Genomic DNA, 19,192 nt, shown 5'->3' on the forward strand with positions numbered 1-19,192 from the left:
CGGCTCAGGCTTCGTAATGATCGGCGACGAGCTGGTCGAGCAGGCGCACGCCCCAGCCGCCGCCCCAGCTCTTGTTGAACTCGGTCGCGGGCGAGTTGATCGCCGTGCCGGCGATGTCGAGATGCGCCCACGGCACATCGCCGACAAAACGCTTGAGGAACTGCGCGGCGGTGATCGAGCCGCCGAAGCGCCCGCCGGTGTTCTTCATGTCGGCGAACTTCGAATCGACGAGCTTGTCGTACTCGGGCGACAGCGGCATCCGCCACACCTTCTCGCCGGTCGCCTGCCCCGCGCGCGCCAGCCGCTCGGCCAGCGAATCGTCATTGCTGAACAGGCCCGCATGTTCGGTGCCGAGCGCCACCATGATGGCGCCGGTGAGCGTGGCGAGGTCGACCATGAATTGCGGCTTGAAGCGTTCCTTGGCGTACCAGAGCACATCGCCCAGCACGAGCCGGCCTTCCGCATCGGTATTGATGATCTCGATGGTCTGCCCGGACATGGAGGTGACGATGTCGCCCGGGCGCTGGGCGTTGCCGTCCGGCATGTTCTCGACGAGGCCGATCAGGCCGACCACATTGACCTTGGCCTTGCGGCTGGCGAGGGCATGCATGAGGCCGACGACACAGGCGGCACCGCCCATGTCACCCTTCATGTCCTCCATGCCGGCGGCCTGCTTGATCGAGATACCGCCGGTGTCGAACACGACGCCCTTGCCGACGAAGGCGAGCGGCGGGGTGTCGTTCTTCGCGCCGTTCCAGCGCATCACCACGACATGGCTGTCCTGCGAGGAGCCTTGGCCGACGCCGAGCAGCGCGCCCATGCCGAGCTTCTTCAGGTCCTTCTCGTTCAGGACCTCGACATCCACACCGACCTTGGCGAGGTCGCCCGCGCGCTTGGCGAATTCGGTGGGGGTGAGCACATTGGCCGGCTCATTGATCAGGTCGCGGGCGATGATGACGCCCTCGCCCACACCTTCCCGCTTCTTGAAGGCGCGCTTCGCCGCAGCGTCGCTCTCTATATAGAGAGTCACCTTCGGCTTGGCGGCGGCCTCCTCAGGCTTCTTCTTGGTCTTGTAGCGATCGAAGGCATAGGCGCGCAGCTTCATGCCGAGCGCGAATTCCGCCGCCGCCTCGGGCGCGACCGGGGCCTCGGGCAGCGCCAGGACAATCGCCACATCCTTGGCGACCGAGGATAGCCGCCCCATGGCCGCGCCGCCGAGCTTCAGCCAGTCGAGCGCCTTGAGTTCGCCCGCCTTGCCGACCCCCATCACGATCAGGCGGGTCGCATCGAGGCCTGCCGGCGCGAGAAGGTCGAGCACCTTGCCGGCCTGCCCCGAAAACCGCTCGGCTTGCGCGGCGCGGGCTACCGTCTCGGCCCCGGCACCCAGCAGCGCAGACGTCTCGGGCGCCAGCGTCGGCACACCCACATCCGCGCCCTCTGCCGCGAGCACGACGACCACACCGTCGAGCGCGGACGGGATCTTGGCGAAACTGAACTTCACGGTATCGGGCATTGGGGCACCTTGGCTGAAAATAGCACTCTGGCCTTCTGTTTAGCCGAATGCGGGTCCGCCGACGAGGCCCGGCACACGGGATGGTGAACCACGCGCGCAAAGCCGCCCTATTTGCGCCCGGCGCCGAGGGCGCTTATTGATCTCGCCGAGGAACGGTCGCCGGGGCGGCGGACGTTACGAAGTTTGCAACGGGAATCGCCGCTCGATGACTCGACTGGACCGTTACGTGTTCCGCGCGGCCGCCACGGCCTTCATCGGAACGCTGGTCGTACTTGCCGGCATGATCTGGGTGACGCAGGCGCTGCGCGAACTCGACATCATGACCACACAGGGCCAGACCATCCTGGCCTTCGTGTTCATCACCAGCCTCGCTTTGCCCGCCCTCATCCTCGGCCTCGCCCCGGCCGCCCTGTTCATGGCCGTTTCGCACACGCTTTTCCGCATGAACAGCGATTCGGAGATCGTGGTGGCGAGCGCCGCCGGCATCTCCACCGTGCGCTTCCTGCGCCCGCTTCTGGTGCTGGCGCTCATCGTCGCCGCACTGTGCACCGCCTTGTCGATGGAACTCGTGCCCGCGGCGCTGCGTCAGTTCCGCTATGAGATCAGCCGCGTGCGTGCGGATGTGGTCGCCTTCATCGCCCAGCCCGGACGCTTCACCCCGCTCGCAGACGGCATGGTGTTCAATGTGCGCGAGCGCAACGCCAGTGGCGTGCTCGGCGGCATCTTCATCAATGACGCCCGCAATCCCAACGAGGTGAGCACCTATCTGGCCGATCGCGGCCAGGTGGTGGACAGCCCGGAGGGGACGTTCCTCATTCTTGAGGACGGCGCCATCCATCGTCGCACCACCGGCAAACCGGACAGCAACGTGGTCGAATTCCAGCGTTATGCCTTCGACCTGTCGCCCTTCACCTCAGGGGCGGACAACACCGTGTACCGCGCACCGGAGCGTTCCTTCCGCGAATTGCTGAATCCCGATCCGAACGACCCCGCCTTCCAGCGCGATCCCGGCCGGTTCACCGAAGAAATTCATCGCCGCCTGTCGCTGCCGCTTTATGTGCTCGCCTTTTTCGGCATCGCCTGCGCGGCGCTGGCCGAGCCGCGCACCACGCGCGAGGGCCGCGGCCTGGCGCTCGCGGCGACGGCGCCTTTCGTGATCGTGCTGCAGGTGACGAGCTTCGGCCTTATCAATCAGGTGCGCAACAACCCGGATATCGTGCCCTTCGTGTATCTCGTGCCCGTGGTCTTCCTCATCGGCTCGATCCTGTCGCTGAGCGGGCGGTTCAAGCCGCGCATGCCGAAGGCAATGGCTCTTTATATCGACCGGATGGCGCAGCGCGTCGTACGGGCAACGGTGAACTGAGCGCCATGATCATCACCAGCCAGTGGGAACACCTCCCGTGATCGGCCCCACGCTCGGTTTCTATTTCGGCCGGCGGTTCCTGAGCTCGGTGCTTGGGATCTTCGTCGGCTGCGTCTTCCTCATCATGCTCATCGACTTCCTCGAGATGTCGCGACGCGTGGGTGAGCGGGATGTGGATTCGTTCACGCTGCTGCTGGTCATCCTCTACCGGGCGCCCTTCTTCACCGAGCAGTTGCTGCCCTTCGCGGTGCTGTTCGGCGCCATCGGCACATTTCTGACGCTATCGCGCCGGCTCGAACTCGTCGTGGCCCGCGCCGCCGGCATCTCCGCCTGGCAGTTCATCTTCCCCGCCTGCCTGCTGGCGGTGCTGCTCGGGGTGTTTTCCACAACGATCTACAATCCGATGTCCGCCGACTTCAAGGAGCGCGCGAACCGGATCGAAGCGGAGATATTCAACCGCCAGACCGGGCTGTTCGCCTCGACCGGCGGGGGGTTCTGGATCCGCCAGCAAAGCGTCGACGGACAGGCCATCATCCAGGCCGGCGCCAAAGTCGATGGCGGGCGCCAATTGTCCGGCGTTAACGTTTTCTTGTTCGGTCCCGATGGCAAGCTGCAGGAACGCATCGAAGCGCGTAACGCCACCCTCGAAGACGGAGCCTGGCGACTGAGCGAAGCCCGGGTCTTAACTCCCGGTCTAGGATTGCAGTCGTACGATACCTACATGGTCGCCACGAATCTCACCCCGAATCAGATCGAGGAAACGCTGCAGAGCGATACCGTCCCGTTCTGGAATCTACCCGGGGCGATCGAGGCGGCACGCCGTGTCGGCTTCGGTGTGGAACGCTATCGGCTGCAGTATCAGTCGCTCCTCGCCCGGCCCATGCTGCTGCTGGCGATGGTGCTGATCGCCGCCTCGGTGAGCCTGCGCGTGTTCCGCTTCGGCGGGATCGGCCAGACGATTCTCGGTGGCGTGGCCGCCGGCTTTCTGCTTTATGTGTTCACCAAGCTCGCCGAGGATCTCGGTGAGGCCGGGATCGTGCATCCCATTATTGCAGCGTGGTTTCCAGCGGTCGTTGGGGCATTGATGGGCGTTCTCATCCTGCTTCACCGGGAGGACGGATGAAGGTCGGCACACCCAAGGCCGGCCAGGCGGAAATGGTGGTCTCGCGGCATAAGGGTCGCTTGAGCACCTCCGCTTGTTGGCTGTTCGTCACGGTGATCTGTAGCTCGCTGGGCGTCGTTGCCTCGGCGCCGGATGCGTTTGCGCAGGCGCCGACCAACACCAACTCCGCGGCGCGCGAAATGCTGGCCGAACGCCAGCCGACCGATCCCAATGCCAAGATGCTCGTGACCGCCGATGAGCTGGTCTACGACTACAATCGCAATGAGGTCATCGCCGACGGCAACGTCCAGATCTATTACGACGGGGCGGTGCTGGAAGCGAAGCGGGTCGTCTATGACCGCACCGCCAGCCGCCTGCGCGCGGAAGGTGGCGTTCGGCTGAAGGACAAGGACGGCAAGGTCATCTCGGCCGAGAGCCTCGACCTGTCCCAGCAGTTCACCGACGGCTTCGTGACCTCGCTGCGCATCGATACGCCGGACAATATGCATTTCGCCGCCGCGCGCGCCGACCGCTCGGGCGGCGACACGACGGTGCTGACCAGTGGCGCCTACACGCCCTGCGAACCGTGCAAGACCGATCCGACCAAGCCGCCCATGTGGCAGATCAAGGCGGCGCGGATCATCCATAAGGAAAAGGAACAGACGATCTATTTCGAGAGCGCCCGGCTCGAATTCCTGGGCGTTCCGATCGCGTGGGTGCCCTATATGTCGGCGCCCGATCCGACCGTGAAGCGCAAGTCCGGCTTCCTGATCCCCAGCTTCATCAACACGAGCGAGATCGGCTACGGCGTCACCATCCCGTATTTCTGGAACATCGCGCCCAATCTGGACGTGACGTTCTCGCCGATGTTCCTCACCAAGCAGGGCGTCCTGTTCGACGGCACCTTCCGGCATCGGCTGGAGACCGGCATCTACAGCATCCGCGCCGCCGGCATCGAGCAGGAGGACAAGGACGCGTTCCTTGGCCAGCCCGGCTATCGCGACCAGCGCGGCATGATCGAGACGCACGGCCGGTTCAACCTCAACCAGCAATGGTACTGGGGCTGGGATGGCTGGCTGACCTCCGACAAGACGTTCATGGAGGATTACGACCTCATCAGCGACGCGAAGAAGGAAGTCACGTCGCAGCTCTACCTGGTCGGCCAGGGTGATCGCAGCTATTTCGATGCGCGGATCCAGTACTTTACGGGCCTGACGTCCTATGACGTCCAAGACCAGCAGCCAGTCGTCCACCCGGTGATCGACTACAGCAAGACGCTGGACCAGTCGTTCTTCGGCGGCGAGTTCAGCTACGACTTCAACATGATCAGCCTGACGCGAGACCAGATCGACATTCGCGCCACCTCCTCGGAATATGCCGTCCAGAACGTCACCGAGGGTCCGGGCAATGAGTGCGACCTGTCCTCGATGAGTGCCGATCCGGCGGTGCAGCGGCAGAACTGTCTGATGCGCGGCATGGCCGGCAGCTATACCCGCGTGTCCGGCATAGCGAACTGGCGCCGTACCTTCATCGACAATGCCGGCCAGTCCTGGACGCCGTTCCTGAACGTCCAGCTCGACGCCGCGCAGGTCGATCCCGAGACGGTGGACTATCCGTGGCTGTCGTCGAACAGCGAGTCGCTGGTGCGCGCCATGCCGGCGATCGGCCTCGAATATCGCTATCCGTTCATCGCGGTGCAGAGCTGGGGTACCCAGACCATTGAGCCGATCGCTCAGGTCATCGTCCGCCCGGACGAGACCGACATTGGCGACTTCCCCAACGAAGACGCCCAGAGCCTGATCTTCGACGACACCAACCTGTTCGAGATCAACAAATATTCCGGCTATGACCGGGTCGAGGGCGGCACCCGCGCCAATGTCGGCATCCAGTACACCGCCAACATCCGCGGCGCCGGGCAGGTGAACGCGCTGTTCGGCCAGTCCTACCAATTGGCCGGCCAGAACTCCTATGCCTATTACGACATGGCCAATACCGGTGCCGATTCCGGTCTTGAGGACGATGTCTCCGACTATGTCGCCCGGCTGTACTACGCGCCGAACAAGAATTTCGCCCTCATCAACCGCTTCCGTTTCGACAATGACGACTGGTCGGTCGAGCGTTACGAGTTCGAAGGCCGCGCCACCATCAACAAGCTGACGCTCTCGGCGACCTATGGCCTGTATGCCGCCCAGCCGGAGCTCGGCTATTATGAGGAGCGTCAGGGCGTGCTCGGCGCGGGCCAATACAAGATCAATGAGAATTGGAGCGTCCTAGCGGCCTCGCGCTTTAACCTGCACGAGAACGAGATCGACTACTCGCTGTTCGGCGTGTCCTATGCGGATGACTGCTTCGGCCTGACGCTGTCCTACAAGTCGGACTACACCGAGAGCGGCAATCGCGAGCGGGTCGACACGGTGCTGCTGACCATCAGCCTGCGCACCCTCGGTGCGGCCGGGTTCTCGTCGCAGGTCGGCTCCACCATGAGTTCGGATGAATGATCCGGCGCGCCCCGGGCGCAGCACTGTGATCAAGCCGTCGTATTGACGCCACAACCGCTCGTCAGAAGAAGCTGATGGCTTCCCCTGAGAGACGAGCGTGCCATGGGGTTCCGGTGGGGTTCCAATGGATTTCCTGGCGGCCAGAGGAGAATGAGGCGGGACATGACGACGCGGAGCCGGCACGGCACTCTTGAGTGCGCTCGCCACAATGGTCGCAGCGCGACGACGCGCCTGCTCGCGCCCCTGCTCCTTTCGGTCGGCCTTTGCGTCATGGCGGCGCCGCTGGTGTCCAGTCCGGCGGCCGCTCAGCAGGTCCTCGTCCTCGTGCAGGGACAGCCCATCACCAGCTTCGACGTGGCGCAGCGCATCAAGCTTGCCCAGCTCACCGAGCGTCGTTCGCTCAGCCAGAAGCAGGCGCTCGACGACCTCGTCAACGAGAAGCTGAAGATTGCCACGGCCCAGCGTTACGGCATCACCGCCGACACGGACGAGGTGAACAAGCTGTTCGCCTCTATGGCGAGCCGCGGCGGACGCACCCCGGACCAGCTTACGCAGGCGCTCGGCACGTCGGGCCTCAGCGCCGCGACGCTGAAGGAAAAGATGCGCGCCGACTATGTCTGGAACAACTATGTGCGCGGCCGCTATTCCTCCGTCACCACGATCCGCGATTCCGACGTTTTCGCCGCCCTTGAGACCAAGGGCGAGGATCTGACCAAGGCCCAACGCACCACCGAATACACGGTGCGGCAGATCGTGCTCGTGGTCTCGCGTACCGCGCCGGATGCCAGCCGCGCCCAGCGCATGGCGGAAGCCAACGCGCTGCGCAAGCGGTTCACCGATTGCGAGAGTGGCGTCACCGATGCCCGCTCGTTGAAGGAAACGGTGGTGCGCGACCCCGTCATCCGCACCTCGGCCGACATGAGCGCGCCGCTGCGCAAGATCATGGACGAGATTCCGGTCGGCCAGACCACGGCACCGGAAGTCACCCGCGCCGGCATCGAAATGGTCGCGATCTGCTCGCGCCGCGAAATCATTGGTGAAAGCGCGCAGAAGCGCGAAGTGAAGCAGGAACTTCAGACCAAGCAGTTCGATGCGCTTTCCAAGCGACTGCTGGACGAGGCCCGCAAATCGGCCATGATCCAGTACCGCTGACCCCATGCCCGAACGACCCGAGTCCGAACCATCTGACTCTGAACGATCCGCGACTGCGCCCTCCGTCCCGGCTCTCGCCCTGACGCTGGGCGAGCCGGCCGGCATCGGACCGGACATCGCCTTGCGTGCCTGGGAACACCGGGCGGAACTCGGCCTGCCCGCCTTCTTCGTCACCGGCGACCCGGCCTGTCTGCGCGCACGCGCGGCGCGGCTCGGCGTGGCCGTAACCATCCGCGAGTGCGCCCCAGAAGACGCCGCCCGGCTGTTTCCCGACGTGCTGCCCGTAGTGCCGGCCGGCCCGGTCGTGACCGCCCAGCCCGGCGCGCCGGATGCGACCAGCGGCCCGGCCGCGAAAGCGGCGATCAACGCCGCCGTGCGGCTGGTGCAGGCGGGGCGGGCAAGTGCCGTCGTCACCAACCCCATCGCCAAATCGGTGCTCTATGCCGCCGGCTTCAGCTTTCCCGGCCATACCGAGTATCTGGCCTTTCTGGCCAGCGAGCCGGCGCCGCGGCCGGTGATGATGATATGGTCGCCGGAACTCGCGGTCATCCCCGCCACCATCCATATCCCGATCGCCGAGGTGGCAAGCCGTCTGACCCGCCAATTGCTGGTCGAGACCGCCCGCATCGCCGCCCGCGACCTTCAGCATCGCTTCGGCATCGCCCGTCCCCGCCTCGCCTTTTGCGGGCTGAACCCGCATGCGGGGGAGGAAGGCACGATCGGCCGCGAGGATGAGGACGTCACCCGTCCCGCCATCGAGGCGCTCAGGGCCGAGGGAATCGATGCACGTGGCCCCTTCCCGGCGGACACGCTGTTCCATGCCAAGGCGCGCGTGGCCTATGACGTGGTGATCGGCGCCTATCATGATCAGGTTCTGGCGCCGGTGAAGACGCTCGCTTTCGACCGGGCGGTGAATGTCACGCTCGGCCTGCCCTTCGTCCGCACCTCGCCCGATCACGGCACCGCCTTCGACATCGCCGGCACCGGCAAGGCCGATCCGTCGAGCCTGATCGAGGCGCTGCGCCTCGCCCGCCGCCTCGCCGATGTCGACCGCGCCGGGGCGTTAGCACCTTTGCCCGCTCTGGCCGGAGAACCCGCATGAGCGGCATCGACGATCTGCCCCCGCTGCGCGACGTCATCCGCGAGCATGGCCTCTCGGCGCTGAAGTCGCTCGGCCAGAACTTCCTGCTCGACCTCAACCTCACCTCGAAGATCGCCCGCACTGCCGGTCGGCTGGAGGGCGTGACGGTGGTGGAAATCGGCCCCGGACCGGGCGGGCTGACCCGTGCCATTCTGGCGCTGGGGCCCGACAAGGTCATCGCCATCGAGCGCGACTCGCGCTGCATCGCCGCGCTCACCGAGGTCGCCGCGCATTATCCGGGCCGGCTGGAGGTGGTGGAGGGCGACGCGCTCCAGACCGACTATTCCGCTCTGGCACCCGCCGGCGGGCGCGCCGTCATCATCGCCAACCTGCCCTATAATATCGCGACGCCGCTGCTGATCGGCTGGCTCTCCACCGATCCTTGGCCGCCCTGGTATGAGAGCCTGACGCTGATGTTCCAGCGCGAGGTGGCCGAGCGCATCGTTGCCGCGCCGGGCACCAATCATTATGGGCGCCTCGCCATCCTCACCGGCTGGCGGGCCACCGCGCGCATCGCCTTCGACGTGCCGGCCTCGGCCTTTGTGCCGGCGCCCAAGGTGACGTCCTCGGTGGTGCATATCGTCCCGCGCCCGGCCCCCCTGCCCTGTTCGCTCAAGGCGCTGGAGCGGGTGACGGAAGCGGCCTTCGGCCAGCGCCGCAAGATGCTGCGCCAGAGCCTGAAAAGCCTCGGCGTCGACACCGCCGCCCTGCTCGACGCGTCCGGCATCGAACCGACCGAGCGCGCCGAGCAAGTGCCGGTGGAGGGCTTCGTGACCCTCGCCAATAATTGGGTCACCCTGCGGGCGGGAACGTCTCAGTCCGTCAGCGACGCCAGTTCCTGATCCAGCCGCTCGACGATCGGCGGCAGGCCGAGCTGGCGCTCGCGGCGCAGGCGTTCGGCGGCGAGAATGGCCTGGAGGCTGTTGAACGTCGTGTTCAGATCCTCATTCACCAGCACATAGTCATATTCGCGCCAGTGGGCGATCTCGGTGCGGGCGTTCTTCAGCCGCTTCTCGATGACGCCGGAGGCATCCTCGGCCCGGCGCTCCAGCCGCGTCTTCAGCTCATGTGCCGAGGGCGGCAGGATGAACACGCCGACAATGTCGGTGCGCATCTTCTCGTAGAGCTGGAGCGTGCCCTGATAGTCGATGTCGAACAGCACGTCCTTGCCGGCGGTCAGGGCGTTCTCCACCGGCTCGCGCGGCGTGCCGTAGAAATTGCCGTGCACCTCCGCCGATTCCAGCAGGTCGCCGGCATCGCGCAGCTTCTCGAAACGCTCGCGCTTGATGAAATGGTAGTGGATGCCCTCGACCTCGCTCGGCCGGCGCTCGCGCGTCGTCACCGAGACGGAGAGATGCATCTCGGGATGCTCTTTCAATAGAAGCTGCGCCAGCGTCGATTTACCGGCCCCCGATGGCGAGGACAGAACCAGCATCAGCCCGCGACGCGCGACCGAAATAACGGATGGATTGGTCATGCGCGCCTCACTCGATGTTCTGGACCTGCTCGCGGAACTGCTCGACCAGCCCCTTGAGTTCGAGGCCGATGGCGGTCAGCGAGACGTCGTTCGCCTTGGAACAGAGCGTATTGGTCTCGCGGTTGAATTCCTGGGCCAGAAAGTCGAGCTTGCGCCCGACCGCCCCGCCCTCGCCCAGCATGGCGCGGGCGGCGGCGACATGGGCGACCAGCCGGTCGAGTTCCTCGCGCACATCCACCTTGGCGGCCAGCATCAACGCTTCCTGATGCAGGCGGTCGGGATCGAAATTCGCCCCGGTGTCCAGAAGCGTGCGGATCTGCTCGGCGAGTTTGGCGCGGATCGCTTCGGGCTGGCGGGTGGGGTTGGCCTCGGCGGCGGCGGTCAGCTGCTCGATGCCGTCGAGCCGCTCATGGAGCACGCCCGCCAGCGCCGCGCCTTCCTTGGTCCGCATGGCAGCGAGATCGGCGATCGCCTGCTCGAAGCCCGCCGTCACCGCCTGCTCGGCCTCGCGGCGCTGGGCCTCGCTGTCTTCCGCCTCGGTCACGTCGAGCACGCCCTTGAGGGAGAGCAGGCTCTCAAGCCGCACCGCCGGCGCGTCGAGTTCGGCCGCGACCTTGGCGACGGCTGCCGCCACCGCGCGCAGCACCGGCTCGTTGACGCGCACGCTGACCGCCGAATCGGCCCGCGTCATCGCGAGCGTCGCATTGACATTGCCGCGCGCCAGCGTGCGTGAGGCGATTTGCTTCAGGGGAACCTCAAGCCCGTCCCAGCCGGCGGGCAGGCGCAGGCGCAGGTCAAGGCCCTTGCCGTTCACCGACTTCACTTCCCAGGTCCAGTGCCATGCGCCGGCCTGTCCCTGGGTGCGGGCAAAGCCCGTCATGCTGACCAGCGCCATACTGTCTCCCCTGCCGCGCATCATCGCGGCGCGCGGACCATAACGATGGTGTCCCGGCGCCTCAAGGCGGCTAGTTGATGTCCGGGGTTGCGCCGGTGTTGCCCTGGGTCCCGGCCGGCTGGCTGGAGGGGTCGATCTTGCGGTCGCGCTCGATCTGCCGCCAGCGCGCGACATTGCGGTTGTGCTGGTCCAGCGTCTCGGCGAAGGCGTGGCCGCCCGAACCATCCGCCACGAAATACAGCGCCTTCGACTTGGCGGGATTGGCCGTCGCCTCCAGCGAGGCCCGGCCGGGATTGCCGATCGGGCCCGGCGGCAGGCCGGGAATGGTGTAGGTATTGAACGGCGTCGGCGTGGTGATGTCGGTCCGCGTGATCGGCCGGTCCAGCCGCCCCTTGCCGCGCACCAGCCCGTAGATGATCGTCGGGTCGGATTGCAGCCGCATCTTCTTGTTGAGCCGGTTGACGAACACGGCGGCGACCTCCGGCCGCTCCTGCGCCACGCCGGTCTCCTTCTCGACGATCGAGGCAAGGATGACCAGTTCCTCAGGCGATTTCAGCGGCAAAGCGGGATCGCGCTTTTGCCAGATTTCCTTGAGCAGCGTGTCCTGCGTGCGGGCCATGCGGCGCAGCACGTCCTCGCGCGAGGTGCCGCGTGTCACCTTGTAGGTGTCCGGCAGCAGGCTGCCCTCGCGGGGCACCTGGCGGATGGCGCCGGACAGTTCCTCCATCTCCAGCAGGCGCTGCACGATCTGGTCGCTGGTCAGCCCCTCGGGAATGGTGACGTTGTATTCTATGACCTTGCCGGAAACGATGGTGTCGAGCACCTGCCGGATCGAAGCCTGCCCGGCGAATTCATACTCGCCCGCCTTCAGCTTGCCGGACGAGCGCGTGCCGACCGCCGCGCCGACGAACACCCATTTGTCGGTGATGATCCCGCGCTTCACCAGCAGGTCGGCAATGTCCATCAGGCCCGATTCGCCGGGAATGATGATCGCCGTGTCCTGCGGCAGCGGGCCGGGCGCGTCGTAGCGTTTCAGGCCGACCCAGAGCGCGCCGCCGCCCAGCAGGATCACCATCAGCAGAAGGGTGAAGACCGCGCTTCCCGCCACCACCAGCGGATGCCCCGCACGCTTGGAGGCGCGGCGGGTACGTAGCGGTTTGGCGGCCGGCGCGGGAGCAGTGCCCGGCGTCTCGGCAGGAGCGGGCGTCGGCTCGGGAGGTGTCTGATCGGTCATCGGTTGCCTCGCCTGGCGTCCGCAGGCAGCGCAACGCACAGGCAGACTACCCTCAAATATGGCGAAAGCGGGAACCCGGAGTGGGGCAAAGCCTGGCTTTTCCCCTACGCCCGGCCCGCTTTGCCGCTAGTGCGCGTAACGCTTGAAGACCAGCGACGCGTTGGTACCGCCAAAGCCGAAGGAGTTCGACAGCGCGTAATCAATGGTGCGGGCACGCGGGGTATGCGGCACCAGATCAATCGGCGAATCGATCGACGGGTTGTCGAGATTGATGGTCGCCGGGGCGATCTGGTCGCGGATGGCGAGCAGCGAGAAGATCGCTTCCACCGCACCCGCCGCACCGAGCAGATGGCCGATGGACGACTTGGTGGACGACATCGACACCTTGGCCGCGGAATTGCCGAGCAGGCGCTTCACCGCGCCGAGCTCAATCTCGTCCGCCATGGTCGAGGTGCCGTGGGCGTTGATGTAGTCGAGGTCACCCGCCGTGATGCCGGCGCGCTTCAGCGCCGCCTGCATGCAGCGGAAAGCACCATCGCCATCCTCCGACGGGGCGGTAATATGATAGGCGTCGCCGGACATGCCGTAACCGACGACCTCTCCATAGATCTTGGCGCCGCGCGCCAGCGCGTGGTCGAGCGCCTCGACCACGACCACGCCCGCGCCCTCGCCCATGACGAAACCGTCGCGGTCCTTGTCATAGGGACGCGAGGCCTTGGTCGGCGTGTCGTTATAGCTGGTCGACAGTGCCCGGCAGGCGGCGAAGCCGGCGAGCGCCAGACGGTTGACCGGCGATTCGGTGCCGCCCGCGACCATCACATCCGCATCGCCGAAGGCGACGAGACGGGCGGCGTCGCCAATGGCGTGCGCGCCGGTCGAGCAGGCGGTGACGACCGCGTGATTCGGCCCCTTGAGGCCGTGCGCGATCGAGACATAGCCACCCGCCAGATTGATCAGGCGGCCGGGAATGAAGAAGGGGGACACGCGGCGCGGGCCACGTTCCTGCAACAGCAGGCTGGTCTCGGCGATGCCCTGAAGGCCGCCGATGCCGGAGCCGATGAGCACGCCCGAGGCGCACTGGTCCTCATAGGAGGTCGGATGCCATCCGGCATCGTCCAGCGCCTGCTTGGCGGCGGCCATCGCATAGACGATGAACTCGTCGACCTTGCGCTGTTCCTTCGGCTCCATCCACTGGTCGGGATTATAGGTGCCGTCGGAGCCATCGCCGCGCGGGATCTGACAGGCGATCTTGGCCGCCAGGTCGGACACATCGAAATTCTCGACGCGACCGGCGCCACTTTCGCCGGCCAGCAGCCGTCTCCACGTGGTTTCCACGCCGCAACCGAGCGGCGTCACCATGCCGAGGCCGGTAACGACGACACGCCTCATCCGATGTCTCCGGGGAACGTTAGATAGGAAACGCTGCGACGGACGAACCGCCGCAGCGTCGAACGGGCCTCAGGCCGCGTTCTTTTCCAGGAACTTGATGGCGTCGCCGACGGTCAGGATCGTCTCGGCGGCGTCGTCGGGAATCTCGCAGTTGAAGGCCTCTTCAAAGGCCATGACCAGCTCGACCGTATCGAGGCTGTCCGCGCCGAGATCGTCGATGAAGCTGGCATTCTCGGTAACCTTCTCGGGCTCGACACCCAGATGCTCGGCTACAATCTTCTTCACGCGCTCGGCAATATCGCTCATCGGTTCACCCTCGTCCGTATCCGGAGGTTGCTACGTTGTTCCAATTGGCCCCCGCGTGGGCACGCGGTTTTGGCGGCCTGTTTTCTGCCCCGATTACAGGAAATGCCCGGACGGCCCCGCTGTTTCTCGCGGCGTCCACCCCTGTGAGCCGAGGCGGTCGTTAGCACACTTCATTCGGCAAAACCAGCGCCCTAGGGGGCGCGGGACCGCCGGTCTCGGCGCGCGTCGTCAGATCATGGCCATTCCGCCATTCACATGCAGAGTCTGCCCGGTGACATAGCCGGCCTCGCTGGAAGCCAGGTAGACGGCCGCCGCCGCGATGTCCTCCGGCGTGCCGAGGCGCGCCGCCGGAACCGCGGAGAGAATCGCGTCCTTCTGCTTGTCGTTCAGCACATCCGTCATCGGCGTGGCGATGAAGCCCGGCGCGATGCAGTTGACCGTGACGCCGCGCGCGGCGACTTCCTTGGCCAGCGCCTTGGACATGCCGATCATGCCGGCCTTGGCGGCGGCATAATTGCCCTGGCCGGCATTGCCGGTCACCCCGACGATCGAGGTGATGCCGATGATGCGGCCGGTGCGCCGGCGCATCATGGAGCGCGCGGCGGCACGGGTCAGGCGGAAGCCGGCGGTCAGGTTCACCTGGATCACCGTGTCCCACATCTCGTCGGTGAGGCGCACGAACAGCCCGTCGCGGGTGATGCCGGCGTTGTTCACAAGAATATCGAGGACGCCCATGGCCTCCTCGGCCTGCGGCACCAGCGCCTCGACCTGCTCATTGTTGGAGAGGTCGCAGGGCAGCACGAAGCTGCGCTCGCCGAGCTGCGCGGCCAGTGCCTCCAGCGCCTCGCGGCGGGTGCCGGAGAGCGCCACGGTGGCGCCGCGGGCATGCAGAGCGGTGGCGATGGCGCCGCCGATGCCGCCCGTCGCGCCGGTAACGAGAGCGGTTTTTCCGGTCAGATCGAACACGGGAGTCTCCTAGGTTCAGGCCGTCGCGGGCGCAGCGGCGAAGGCCGCCACATCCTCGGGCGTGCCGACATTGGCGGAGGCGACCTCGCGGGCGATGCGCTTGGTGAGGCCGGAGAGCACCTTGCCGGTGCCGACCTCGACAAGCCGCGTCACGCCCGCACCCGCCATGAAGGATACGCATTCGCGCCAGCGCACGGTGCTCGTCACCTGCTTGACCAGCAGCGCGCGGATTTCGGCCGGGTCGGTCACCGGGGCGGCCGTCACATTGGCCACCAGCGGCACCTTGGGGGCGCGCATCGCGACCTCGGTCAGCGCCTGCGCCATCGCATCCGCCGCCGAGGCGATCAGGCTGCAATGGAAGGGGGCGGAAACGGTCAGCAGCACGGCGCGGGCCGCGCCCTCGCGCTTGGCGATCTCGCAGGCCCGGGCCACCGCCGCGGCGTTGCCGGAGACCACGACCTGGCCCGGCGCATTGTCATTGGCGATGTCGCAGACCTCGCCCTGCGCGGCTTCGGCGGCAACGGCGGCCACCTTGTCGAAGTCGAGGCCGAGGATCGCGGCCATGGCGCCGGTGCCGACCGGGGTCGCCGCCTGCATGGCGGTGCCGCGCAGGCGCAGCAGCCGGGCGGTATCGGCGATGGAGAAGGTGCCGGCGGCGGCGAGCGCGGAATATTCACCGAGCGAATGGCCGGCCACGAACGCCGCGTCGCGGGCGAGGTCGAGCCCCGCCTCGCTCTCCAGCACCCGCAGCGCGGCGAGCGAGGCCGCCATCAGCGCCGGCTGGGTGTTGGCGGTGAGCGTCAGGGCCTCGATCGGCCCCTCCCACATGATCGCGGAAAGCTTCTCGCCGAGCGCCTCGTCCACTTCCTCGAAGACGGCGCGGGCGGCGGTGAAATTGTCGGCGAGCGCCTTGCCCATGCCGACCGCCTGACTGCCCTGCCCGGGAAACACAAAGGCGCTGCTCATATCGTGACGTATTCCATTCGTTAAGAATTGGCGGGCGCAGGAACACTGCCCTGCGCCGCCTGTCAAGCCGCGCAGCAAATGCCCCCCTGCCCCGGTCCCATCAAGGTCAGGCCGGAGGCGGGCCGCCAGAGGCCCTCTCCGTCGTTGCCGATGGCAGCTTCGAGAAAGCTCAGACGCCTACGCGTTTAGCATGATCAAGATCATCATATTCGTCGGAAGTCTTGCGGCCGCGTCCATCGGGCTGGCGTCGGCCGTGCTGATCCTCTGGCTCGGGCGCACCGCCCCCCGGCGAATACGCCGGGCATGGCGGGCGCTGGCCGTCCTGCTGATGGCGGGAGCCTGCCTGAAGGCCTACCTCTCGCTTCACCTGTTCATCAATCACATCGAGACCGCCGCGCACGATCTCGACATCCTGTCGCCGATCCTTGGCCTCTGCGGCAGCCTCTGCATGCTGGCAATGGTGATCCTGACGCGCGAATCTCTCGGCGATCCGCTGAAGGTGGCGGACCTCAGGAAAGCGGCGTTCACCGACACGCTGACCGGCCTGCCGAACCGCCGCAGTTTCGACATGGCGGTCGTCGAACGGGTCGAGATCGCGCGCCGGCGCAATCAGCCTCTGGCGCTCATCATGTTCGACATCGACCATTTCAAGGCCATCAACGACTGGCACGGCCATGACGCGGGCGACGCGGTGCTGCGCGAGATCGGGCGCTGCCTGCGGCATGGCCAGCGCGACAGCGACATGGCGTTCCGCATGGGTGGGGAAGAGTTCATCCTGCTGCTGCCGGCCACCGATCTGACCCAGGGAACGCTGGTCGCCGATCGTCTGCGCAAACAGCTTGGCGATGTGAATATCGACAAGGACGGGCAACGGATAAGCGTTACGACGAGCGCCGGCGTCGCCCTGCTGCGCCCCGGCGACGACGCGGCCTCCCTGCTCCAGCGCGCCGACGCGGCGCTCTACAGCGCCAAACGCAGCGGCCGCAACCGGGTCTGCCTGGAATCCTGCCCGGTGGTCCAGCTTGCGACGGCGGCTCAGGGGTGAGCGTCACCGCGCGGCTGGAAATCCATGGCGCTCTTGATTTCCCGGCGATTGCGCGTATAAGCGCGCCACTGTCAGTCCCGGCCGGGGGCTGAACGGACGGCTATGCTTTGGCTTTTGCCCGCATGGCAGGAATCATCCGATCTCCGCTGTCCCGTGTCCCCGCCTTCGAGATTGTTCGAGCCTTTCCCGAGGCTCGAAGGGCTCGGCGTCGGGATGATGGCCGCAATTGTGCGGAAAACCTAAGGAAAGGCACGAGACATGGCTCTTTATGAGCATGTGTTCCTCGCGCGCCAAGACGTGACGGCGCAGCAGGTCGAGGAACTCACCGCCCGCTTCAAGGGCGTTATCGAGGCGAATGGTGGTTCGGTCACCAAGACCGAATATTGGGGTGTGAAGACCCTCACCTATCGCGTTCGCAAGAACCGCAAGGCGCACTTCTCGCTGCTCAACATCGACGCTCCGGCTCCGGCCGTCGCCGAGATGGAGCGCCAGATGCGCATCGACGAAGACATTCTGCGCTTCCTCACCATCCGCGTCGAGACGCTCGAGGAAGGCCAGTCGGTCATGCTGCAGAAGCGCGACCGTGACGATCGTGGCGACCGCGGCTTCGGTGATCGTGGCTTCGGCGGCGATCGCGGCTTTGGTGGCGGCGGCCGCAGCTTCGGCGGCGATCGCGGCGACCGTGGTGGTGATCGCGGCCCGCGCCGTGATCGTGAAGAGGCTCCGGCCAACGTGGAGACTGAGTGATGGCATTCGGTGGCACCGGCGGCATGGCCGCCAATTCGTCCGGCGCTCGCCGTCCGTTCTTCCGTCGTCGCAAGACCTGCCCGTTCTCGGGCGCCAATGCGCCGAAGATCGACTACAAGGACGTGCGTCTGCTGCAGCGTTACATTTCCGAGCGCGGCAAGATCGTTCCGTCCCGCATCACGGCGGTCTCCGCCAAGAAGCAGCGTGAGCTGGCCCAGGCCATCAAGCGCGCCCGCTTCCTCGGCCTGCTGCCCTTCGTGATCCGTTGATCGCGTGACATTCCGTCCCCGGCTCCGGCCGGGGACGTTCTTCAAGTGAGATTTACGACAGGCCGGCGGGAATCACCCTGCAGGTCTTGGCTGAGGCGGACGCGATCCTCCTCTAACCGCCCAAGCGGGACAGCTCGTCGATGGTTCAGCTCTGGCTCATAGCGTTCGGCGCCGGTGCGGCGTCCGCCCTTCTGGTGGCAACCGTTGCCTCTGGCAGCGCCATCGCTTTGCCGCTGTTCTATCTTGCCCCCCTGCCCATTCTCATCGTCGGCCTCGGCTGGTCGCAGGTCGCCGCTCTGGTGGCCGGCTCCGCCGCCGCCGTGGCGCTCGCGCTGGCCTTCGGGCTGGAGCTGATGCTGGCCTATGTCGCCGGCGTCGGCCTGCCCGCCTATGTGCTGGCCTATCTCGCGCTGATGGCCCGCCAGGACGCGCCCGACGGCCCGCTGGTCTGGTTCCCGGTCGGGCGCATCGTGCTCGCCGCCGCCGTGCTCGGCTGCCTTGCCGTGGCGGCGCTGATCCCGCTCGTCGCCGGGTCGATCGAGGATTATCAGGCGGCGCTGCGCACCCTGTTCCAGGCCATGCTGTCGGCCGATCCCGCCACCCCGGCGGATGCCGACACGGCGCGGCTGATCGACCTGCTGGTCACCGTCATGCCGCCCGCCGCCGCGCTCATCACCATGGTGACGCAGATCGGCAATCTGTGGATCGCCGCCCATGTGGCGCGCATGTCCGGCCGGCTCATGCGGCCCTGGCCGGACCTCGCCGCCATCACCGTGCCGCAGGGAACCGTCGCCCTGCTCGCCGGCGCCTTCATCGGCGCCTCGCTGTCCTCCGGCTTCATCGGCCTCGTCTGCGAACTGCTCGGCGCGACGCTGGTGATGGCCCTCGCCTTCATCGGCCTCGCCACCCTGCACTGGATCACCCGCGGCGCGGGCGGGCGCACGCTGGTGCTGGGCACGGTGTGGATCGCCGCTCTCGCCCTTGGCTGGCCCTTCGCGCTGCTGGCGGTGCTGGGCGCGATCGAAACCCTCTTCGGAATCCGGCGCCGTTTCCGGCGCGGCGGAACCGGCGGACCGCCGGCCGCCAACGAAGCCTGACACTTATTCAAATCGAACGATCGAATGGAGAA

Annotated in this window: 18 protein-coding genes; 10 read left to right on the plus strand and 8 right to left on the minus strand. The window is 66.5% G+C overall.

What is annotated here, in order from left to right; translation table 11 throughout:
* Positions 1 to 4: 4 nt before the first annotated feature.
* Positions 5 to 1,513 (minus strand): leucyl aminopeptidase, encoded by a 1,509-nt coding sequence (locus KIP89_RS12560; RefSeq protein ID WP_213755780.1) that lies wholly within the window; start codon positions 1,511 to 1,513, stop codon positions 5 to 7.
* 205 nt (positions 1,514 to 1,718) lie between these two features.
* On the opposite strand from KIP89_RS12560, the gene lptF reads away from it, so the two are divergent.
* The 6 genes from lptF to rsmA all read left to right on the plus strand — a co-directional run bounded on the left by lptF (position 1,719) and on the right by rsmA (position 9,611).
* A complete protein-coding gene (lptF, locus tag KIP89_RS12565; RefSeq protein ID WP_213755781.1) occupies positions 1,719 to 2,876 on the plus strand; it encodes an LPS export ABC transporter permease LptF in 1,158 nt (385 codons plus the stop codon).
* A 37-nt stretch (positions 2,877 to 2,913) separates the two neighbouring features.
* Positions 2,914 to 3,999 carry an LPS export ABC transporter permease LptG gene (gene lptG, locus KIP89_RS12570; RefSeq protein WP_213755782.1) on the plus strand — a complete coding sequence of 362 codons (1,086 nt, stop codon included), beginning with the start codon at positions 2,914 to 2,916 and terminating at the stop codon, positions 3,997 to 3,999.
* Complete coding sequence (locus KIP89_RS12575) at positions 3,996 to 6,476, plus strand: LPS-assembly protein LptD (protein WP_213755783.1); 2,481 nt, start codon at positions 3,996 to 3,998, stop codon at positions 6,474 to 6,476. Before lptG ends, KIP89_RS12575 begins: the two co-directional genes overlap by 4 nt.
* Positions 6,477 to 6,638: 162 nt before the next feature.
* Complete coding sequence (locus KIP89_RS12580; RefSeq protein ID WP_250152439.1) at positions 6,639 to 7,628, plus strand: peptidylprolyl isomerase; 990 nt, start codon at positions 6,639 to 6,641, stop codon at positions 7,626 to 7,628.
* A gap of 4 nt (positions 7,629 to 7,632) precedes the next feature.
* Positions 7,633 to 8,730, plus strand: a complete 1,098-nt coding sequence (gene pdxA, locus KIP89_RS12585; RefSeq protein WP_213755784.1) for a 4-hydroxythreonine-4-phosphate dehydrogenase PdxA — start codon at positions 7,633 to 7,635, stop codon at positions 8,728 to 8,730.
* Entirely contained in the window at positions 8,727 to 9,611 is an 885-nt protein-coding gene (rsmA, locus tag KIP89_RS12590; protein ID WP_213755785.1) for a 16S rRNA (adenine(1518)-N(6)/adenine(1519)-N(6))-dimethyltransferase RsmA, read from the plus strand. The genes pdxA and rsmA overlap by 4 nt, the downstream gene beginning before the upstream one ends.
* Here the strand turns inward: rsmA and gmk are convergent.
* The 7 genes from gmk to fabD all read right to left on the minus strand — a co-directional run bounded on the left by gmk (position 9,584) and on the right by fabD (position 16,002).
* Positions 9,584 to 10,246 (minus strand): guanylate kinase, encoded by a 663-nt coding sequence (gmk, locus tag KIP89_RS12595; protein ID WP_213755786.1) that lies wholly within the window; start codon positions 10,244 to 10,246, stop codon positions 9,584 to 9,586. The genes rsmA and gmk overlap by 28 nt on opposite strands.
* Positions 10,247 to 10,253: 7 nt before the next feature.
* A complete protein-coding gene (locus KIP89_RS12600; protein ID WP_213755787.1) occupies positions 10,254 to 11,141 on the minus strand; it encodes a YicC/YloC family endoribonuclease in 888 nt (295 codons plus the stop codon).
* 70 nt (positions 11,142 to 11,211) lie between these two features.
* Positions 11,212 to 12,375 (minus strand): endolytic transglycosylase MltG, encoded by a 1,164-nt coding sequence (gene mltG, locus KIP89_RS12605; protein WP_213755788.1) that lies wholly within the window; start codon positions 12,373 to 12,375, stop codon positions 11,212 to 11,214.
* 126 nt (positions 12,376 to 12,501) lie between these two features.
* Positions 12,502 to 13,764: a beta-ketoacyl-ACP synthase II gene (fabF, locus tag KIP89_RS12610; protein ID WP_213755789.1), complete on the minus strand. Its 1,263-nt coding sequence runs from the start codon at positions 13,762 to 13,764 to the stop codon at positions 12,502 to 12,504.
* A gap of 69 nt (positions 13,765 to 13,833) precedes the next feature.
* Complete coding sequence (locus KIP89_RS12615; protein WP_013165911.1) at positions 13,834 to 14,070, minus strand: acyl carrier protein; 237 nt, start codon at positions 14,068 to 14,070, stop codon at positions 13,834 to 13,836.
* A gap of 228 nt (positions 14,071 to 14,298) precedes the next feature.
* Positions 14,299 to 15,036: a 3-oxoacyl-[acyl-carrier-protein] reductase gene (gene fabG / locus KIP89_RS12620; protein ID WP_213755790.1), complete on the minus strand. Its 738-nt coding sequence runs from the start codon at positions 15,034 to 15,036 to the stop codon at positions 14,299 to 14,301.
* Positions 15,037 to 15,051: 15 nt separating this feature from the next.
* Positions 15,052 to 16,002, minus strand: a complete 951-nt coding sequence (fabD, locus tag KIP89_RS12625) for an ACP S-malonyltransferase (protein ID WP_213755791.1) — start codon at positions 16,000 to 16,002, stop codon at positions 15,052 to 15,054.
* A gap of 190 nt (positions 16,003 to 16,192) precedes the next feature.
* Here fabD and KIP89_RS12630 point away from each other — a divergent pair, with 190 nt between their 5' ends.
* The 4 genes from KIP89_RS12630 (at position 16,193) to KIP89_RS12645 (ending at position 19,160) form a co-directional block, all read left to right on the plus strand.
* A complete protein-coding gene (locus tag KIP89_RS12630) occupies positions 16,193 to 17,047 on the plus strand; it encodes a GGDEF domain-containing protein (RefSeq protein ID WP_213755792.1) in 855 nt (284 codons plus the stop codon).
* Positions 17,048 to 17,305: 258 nt separating this feature from the next.
* Positions 17,306 to 17,794, plus strand: a complete 489-nt coding sequence (gene rpsF / locus KIP89_RS12635; protein WP_213755793.1) for a 30S ribosomal protein S6 — start codon at positions 17,306 to 17,308, stop codon at positions 17,792 to 17,794.
* The gene (gene rpsR / locus KIP89_RS12640) at positions 17,794 to 18,063 is read left to right on the plus strand and encodes a 30S ribosomal protein S18 (RefSeq protein ID WP_213755794.1); all 270 of its coding nucleotides are present in this window, start codon (positions 17,794 to 17,796) and stop codon (positions 18,061 to 18,063) included. The genes rpsF and rpsR overlap by 1 nt, the downstream gene beginning before the upstream one ends.
* Positions 18,064 to 18,203: 140 nt before the next feature.
* The gene (locus KIP89_RS12645) at positions 18,204 to 19,160 is read left to right on the plus strand and encodes a DUF2232 domain-containing protein (protein WP_213755795.1); all 957 of its coding nucleotides are present in this window, start codon (positions 18,204 to 18,206) and stop codon (positions 19,158 to 19,160) included.
* Positions 19,161 to 19,192: the final 32 nt, after the last annotated feature.

The organism is Ancylobacter radicis, from assembly GCF_018449475.1.
GTDB lineage: Bacteria > Pseudomonadota > Alphaproteobacteria > Rhizobiales > Xanthobacteraceae > Ancylobacter > Ancylobacter radicis.